Genomic DNA, 6,184 nt, shown 5'->3' with positions numbered 1-6,184 from the left:
GGGCGCACTGCCCGCCGAGCGGAGCGAGGCCATTCAGCTCAGTGGTTGTGGCCTGCGTGTTCGTCCTCTTCGTCTTCGGTGAAGGGGTGTTCGTCCAGGCGGCCGACGAGCTGGTCGCCGTCCAGGGGGGCGAAGGGGCCGGCGCCGTCCTCGTCCTCGAAGGCTTCGAGGTCGAGGGGCTCCGTGACCTCGCTCACCGTGAGCAGGCCGTCGAGCGGCTCCAGCTCCGGGACGTCGAGCGAGGACAGCGAGCCGTCGCCGGCCTGGAGCAGCTCCAGGACCGCTTCGCCGACTGATTCGACCTCGCCGGCCTCCTCGTCGGCCGGCACCAGGTTGCGGCGGGCCGCGTCGGCCACCCGCAGCAGGGCCGAGACGCTGGGCACCCGGTAGTCGCGGCGCTGGCGCACCGAGATCACCCGGGGGTGCGGGTCGGCGCCGCTGCCGTCGAGGCCGGCGACCGTACCGAAGCGCTGGTCGGCCTCGTCCGGGTCGATCGACTCGACGTCCCACGGTGTGACCTCGCCGAACGCCTCGAGCAGCTGCTCGTCGTACGCGAAGGACGTGTTGTTGAGGTTGACGTACGCCTGCCACACATCGTCGTCATCCACCCGCCCCTGGGCGGCCTTGACTGCCGCCAGGTGGGCTTTCGCGGCCTCGACGACGCGCTCGAGAGCGGCGTCCAGATCCGCGTGCTGGTCGGTCATGGTGTGAAAAGTCCTTTCATCAGCTCGCCTGCAGCAGTCGGTCGAGCACACGCACGCCGAACTGTAGTCCTTCCACCGGAACCCGTTCGTCGACGCCGTGGAACAGCGCGGAGAAGTTCAGGTCGGCCGGCAGCTTCAGGGGTGCGAAGCCGAAGCAGCGGATGCCCAGCGTGCTGAACGCCTTGGCGTCCGTGCCGCCGGAGAGCATGTACGGCACCGTGCGGGCACCCGGGTCCTCGGCGCGCAGCGCGGCCCCCATGGCCTCGACGAGCGCGCCGTCGAAGCCGGTCTCCAGGGCTCCCTGCTGGGAGATGTGCTCGATCTCGATGTCCGGGCCGATCACCCCGCGCAGCTGCTCGAGGAAGATCTCGGCCTGGCCCGGCAGGGTACGGCAGTCGATGGTCGCCGACGCCTTGCCGGGGATCACGTTGTCCTTGTAGCCGGCTTCGAGCCGGGTCGGGTTGGCGGTGTTGCGCACGGTCGCGCCGATCAGGTTGGCGATCGGGCCGAGCTTGGCGATGGCCAGCTCGGGCTCGTCCGGGTCGAGCTCCACGCCCAGCGCCTCGGAGACCTGCTCGAGGAAGGACCGCACGGTCGGGGTGACGACCATCGGGAACTTGTGCCGGCCGACCGCCGCGACGGCCTCGGCCAGCGCGGTGACGGCGTTGTCGTCGTGCACGAACGAGCCGTGCCCGGGGCGGCCCTTGGCGTGCAGGCGCAGCCAGTCGATGCCCTTCTCGGCGGTCTCGACCAGGTAGAGGCGCAGGTCGTCGTTGATCGTGTACGAGAAGCCGCCGACCTCGCCGATCGCCTCGGTGCAGCCTTCGAACAGGTCGGCGTGCTCACGGACGAGGAACTGCGAGCCGTACTCCATGCCCGCCTCCTCGTCGGCCGTGTAGGCCAGGACGATGTCGCGGGGCGGGACGTAGCCGGTGCGCTGCCAGCCGCGGACCACGGCGAGGGTCATCGCGTCGAAGTCCTTCATGTCGATCGCGCCGCGGCCCCACAGGTAGCCGTCCTTCTCCTCGCCGGAGAACGGCGGCACCGACCATTCGCTGGCGTCGGCCGGGACGACGTCGAGGTGGCCGTGCACGAGCAGGGCGCCGCGGCTGCGGTCGGCGCCCGGGATGCGGGCGACCAGGTTGGCCCGCCGGGGTGCGGACTCGTGCAGCTCGACCTCGATGCCGACGTCGCTGAGCTTGGCCGCGACGTACTCGGCGGCGACGCGTTCGCCGACGGTGGTGCGCGGATCGCCGGTGTTGCTGGTGTCGATCCGGAGCAGGTCGCGGCAGATGTCGACGACCTCGTCGGCGGCGGGGACTGGTTCCATCCGCTCTTCTTACCAGCTCACCGCCGGGCGCGTTTGGCGGGAGATCAGGTACGGGTAAGACGGGCCCGACCCGCCGGGCTCCGCCGAAAGGATGCACAGTGTCTGTTCAGCTGCCTCCGCTGCCGCCCGTGGGCGGTGAGACGACCGGACCCAACGTCGTCGACCTCATCAACCGCGAGCATCGCGAGCTGCTCGCGCTCTGCGAGGAGCTGACCGGCGAGGGTACGGACTCAGCGCGCCGCCGCACGGTGGCCCAGGTGATCAGCGCGGAGCTGTCGCGGCACCTGTCCGCGGAGGAGCAGTACCTCTACCCGGCGATCAAGTCGACCGTGCCGGACGGCTACGCGCTCGTGGACCGGGAGATCGCCGAGGACCGGGCTCTGCTGGAGGCGCTGCGACTGCTGGAGGCGGCCGACGACGAGAACCGGCCCGATCGCGCCGCCGACGTCTGCCGGCGCCTCACCCGGCACGCGGACGCCGCGGCGGGTGAGCTGCTGCCGCTGCTGCTGCAGATGGCTCCGGTGGAGGACCTGATCCGGCTCGGCAACCGGGTCGAGCTGGCCGAGGAGGCGGCGCCGACGCGTCCGCACCCGGGCACTCCGGCGACGCCGCCGTGGAACAAGGTGGTCGATCCGGCGGTGGCCGTGGTGGACAAGGTGCGCGACATGATGAGCCGGCGGACGACGTACCCGCGGGATCTCTGAACAAAGCACAAAGTGGACGGCAAATTCACGGATAGTGAAACCGATCTCACGTTACGTGCCGGTAACAGCGTACGGGTTAGCTGGTTCTGTCCTTTTGGTTAACCTATTTGTCACAAGTGGAGGATCTTTGGCTGGCCGAAGGTCTAGCCGATATCCCGCGAACGTCCTACCGTCACGCTATGAACCTGGAGCTGCGGCATCTCAAGGTGGTCTGTGCCATCGCGGAGACGGGCAGCGTGACGAAGGCGGCATCGCTGCTGGGACTCGCCCAGCCGGCGCTGACCGCCCAGCTGCAACGCATCGAGCGGACCCTGGGTGGGCCGCTCTTCGAACGTGACCGGCGCGGTGCCCGCCCGACCGCCCTCGGTGAACTCGTCCTCTCCCGGGCCCGGGTGCTGCTGCCCGCGATGAAGGGCCTGCAGGACGAGGCCGCCCGGCTGGCCGGATCCGGCACGGACGAGAACGTCATGACCCGGTACCGGATCGGCGGCATCGGCGGACCGGTCATCGGCGGCATGGTGCACCGGCTGTCCGAGGCCCAGCCCGATGCCCAGATCAGCACCCATGCGTCGTACTACGTGGACGAGCTCTGCGGCATGGTGCTGGCCGGCAAGCTCGACTACGCCCAGGTGGGCGTCTGCGGTGACGCCATCCCGTCGGCCGACTACGGCCTGGTGTGGCAGACCATCGCGGTCGACGCCGTGTGCGTGCTCATGCCCGAGGACCACCCGGCGGCCAAGGGCGTCGACGTCGACCTCGCCGAGCTGGCCGAGGAGCAGTGGGTGGCCGGCACCGGCGACGGCTGCTTCGCCGACTGCTTCGCGGCATGCTGCGCCCGCTCGGGTTTCACCCCGCGCCGGATGCTGGAGACCGACATCCGCGGCTGCGTGGACATGGTGGAGTCGGGGCTGGCGCTGGCCCTGTGCCAGCCGACGTTCCGGCCCCCGGCCGGGCTCACCCACCGCCCGCTGCAGGGCGCGCCGCTGCGCTGGCGGCAGGTGCTCGGCTGGCACCCGGACAGCACAGCCGCCCGGGTCGCGCCCCGGCTGATGACCATGGCCGCGGAGACCTACAACGAGGTCGTGGCCCGCAACCCGCTCTACATCGAGTGGCTGGAGGACTATCCGCAGCTCGGCGGGGCGCACCTCGCGGCGGCATGAGAAACGCCCCGGCTCTCCGAGGAGAACCGGGGCGTTCCGTTCGACCCGTCAGGCGGTGGCCGCCGGTGCGGGCGACTGCACGTCGAAGGTCAGCTGACCCTCGGCCACGTCGACCCGTACCGTCTGCCCGGGCGCCAGGTCGGCGCTGAGCAGCAGCCGCGAGAGCCGGTTGTCCAGCTCGCGCTGGATCGTGCGGCGCAGCGGCCGGGCCCCGTACTCGCGCTGGAAGCCCCGCTCGGCCAGCCAGTCGATCGCCGCCGGGGTGATGTCCAGCGTGACGTCCTGCGCGTGCAGGCGCCGCCGGGTCTCCTCCAGCAGCATCTCGGTGATCTGCCGCAGCTGCTCGGTCTCCAGCTGCCGGAAGACGATGATGTCGTCGATCCGGTTGATGAACTCCGGCCGGAACTGCTCACGCAGCCGCCGGTCCAGCTTCTCCCGCAGGCCGTCGTCGACGGCCGAGCCGTCGTCGCCGGTGCCGAAGCCGAGGGTGCGCTTGGTGCCGCTGATGATGTCCGAGCCGATGTTGCTGGTCATGATCAGTACGGTGTTCTTGAAGCTCACCGTCCGGCCCTGGCTGTCGGTCAGCCGGCCGTCGTCCAGCACCTGCAACAGGATGTTGAACACGTCCGGGTGCGCCTTCTCGATCTCGTCCAGCAGCACCACCGAGTACGGCCGGCGCCGCACAGCCTCGGTCAGCTGGCCGGCCTCGTCGTAGCCGACGTAGCCGGGAGGCGCACCGACGAGCCGGGACACGGTGTGCCGCTCCTGGAACTCGCTCATGTCGAAGCGGACCATCCGCTCGGCGTCGCCGAACAGCGCGTCCGCGAGGGTGCGCGCCAGCTCGGTCTTGCCGACACCGGTCGGGCCGAGGAACAGGAAGCTGCCCACCGGCCGGTCCGGGTCACCCAGCCCGGCCCGGGAACGCCGGACCGCCTCGGCGACGGCGGAGACCGCCTCGTCCTGACCGATCACGTGCTCGTGCAGGTGCGTCTCGAGGCGCAGCAGCCGCTCGCGCTCCTCCTCGGTGAGCTGCGCGACCGGGATACCGGTGGCCCGGGACACGACCTCGGCGATGTCCTCCGGGGTCACCTGGGGCACGGCTGATCCCGTGGCGTCCGTACCCTCGATCTGCGCTTTGATGGTGTTGATCTCGTCGCGCAGCGCCGAGGCCTTCTCGTAGTTCTCCGCGGCGACCGCCTGGTCGCGGTCGCGGGTGAGCTGCTCGAGGCGCCGCTCCTGCTCGCGCACGTCCGCCGCCGGGGTCTTGACCCGCAGCCGCACCCGCGCACCGGCCTGGTCGATCAGGTCGATCGCCTTGTCCGGCAGGAACCGGTCGGTGATGTAGCGGTCGGACAGCTCCGCCGCGGCGTCGAGCGCCTCGTCGGTGATCCGCACCTGATGGTGCGCCTCGTAGTTGTCGCGCAGACCGCGCAGAATCGCCACGGTGTCCTCGACGTCGGGCTCACCGATCAGGACCGGCTGGAAGCGCCGGGCCAGAGCGGCGTCCTTTTCGATGTGGCGGTACTCGTCCAGCGTCGTCGCGCCGACCACCCGCAGCCGGCCCCGGGCCAGGGCGGGCTTGAGCATGTTGCTGGCGTCCATGCCGCCGCCCTCGCCGCCGCCACCACCGGCGCCGACCAGGGTGTGGATCTCGTCGAGGAAGACGATCAGGCCGTCGCCGCTCTCCTGGATCTCGTCGATGACCTTGGTGAGCCGCTCCTCGAAGTCGCCGCGGTAGCGGGTGCCCGCCACCAGTCCGGCCAGGTCGAGCTGGATGACGCGCTTGCCCGCGAGGGTCTGCGGCACGTCACCGTCCACGATGCGCTGGGCCAGGCCCTCGACGACGGCGGTCTTGCCGACGCCGGCCTCGCCGATCAGCACCGGGTTGTTCTTGGTACGCCGCGACAGGATCTCGACGGCCTGCTCGATCTCGTCGGCCCGGCCGATGACCGGGTCGATCTCACCGCGCCGGGCCAGCTCGGTCAGGTCCACGCCGTACTGCTCGAGGGTGGGAGTGCTGCTTGTGCCGCCGGGCTCACCACCGCGGCCACCGGGACCACCCCGGCCCGGCTGCGGCTCGGCCTGCTGCAACGTGCGCGGGTCGATCCGCGCGGCGAGCAGGCGGCCCGCCGTGGAGTCGGGGTTGAGGCCGAGCGCCATCAGGATGTGCTCGGGACCCACATAGGAGGCGCCCACGGCCCGCGAGAGCTGCAGGCTGTCCAGCAGGGCGCGCTTGGCCGCGGGGGTCAGGGCGATCCGGTCGGGCAGCTGGCCGCCCGGTGCGCG

The 6,184-nt window shown here is 71.0% G+C and carries 5 protein-coding genes; 2 read left to right on the top strand and 3 right to left on the bottom strand.

The genetic code is table 11. The features are described 5' to 3' along the window. Positions 1-38: 38 nt before the first annotated feature. Both AB0C29_RS28965 and AB0C29_RS28960 read right to left on the bottom strand, forming a co-directional pair. Positions 39-704, bottom strand: a complete 666-nt coding sequence (locus AB0C29_RS28965; protein ID WP_360826494.1) for a hypothetical protein — start codon at positions 702-704, stop codon at positions 39-41. Between the two features lie 19 nt (positions 705-723). Beyond that, positions 724-2,034 carry a M20/M25/M40 family metallo-hydrolase gene (locus AB0C29_RS28960; RefSeq protein WP_360826491.1) on the bottom strand — a complete coding sequence of 437 codons (1,311 nt, stop codon included), beginning with the start codon at positions 2,032-2,034 and terminating at the stop codon, positions 724-726. Positions 2,035-2,132: 98 nt separating this feature from the next. Between AB0C29_RS28960 and AB0C29_RS28955 the strand changes: the two genes are divergently transcribed. Together AB0C29_RS28955 and AB0C29_RS28950 are read left to right on the top strand one after the other, a co-directional pair. After that, positions 2,133-2,738 carry a hemerythrin domain-containing protein gene (locus AB0C29_RS28955; RefSeq protein WP_360826488.1) on the top strand — a complete coding sequence of 202 codons (606 nt, stop codon included), beginning with the start codon at positions 2,133-2,135 and terminating at the stop codon, positions 2,736-2,738. A gap of 179 nt (positions 2,739-2,917) precedes the next feature. Beyond that, positions 2,918-3,898 (top strand): LysR family transcriptional regulator, encoded by a 981-nt coding sequence (locus AB0C29_RS28950; protein ID WP_360543995.1) that lies wholly within the window; start codon positions 2,918-2,920, stop codon positions 3,896-3,898. Positions 3,899-3,946: 48 nt separating this feature from the next. On the opposite strand, the gene AB0C29_RS28945 is transcribed toward AB0C29_RS28950, so the two are convergent. Beyond that, a partial coding sequence (locus tag AB0C29_RS28945) for an ATP-dependent Clp protease ATP-binding subunit (protein WP_360826485.1) occupies positions 3,947-6,184 on the bottom strand: 2,238 nt, incomplete at its 5' end.

The sequence above is a fragment of the Actinoplanes sp. NPDC048791 genome, assembly GCF_040650095.1.
Lineage (GTDB): Bacteria > Actinomycetota > Actinomycetes > Mycobacteriales > Micromonosporaceae > Actinoplanes.
The sequence above is the reverse complement of the archived record's forward strand: the minus strand, read 5'-3'. Positions and strand labels throughout refer to the sequence as shown.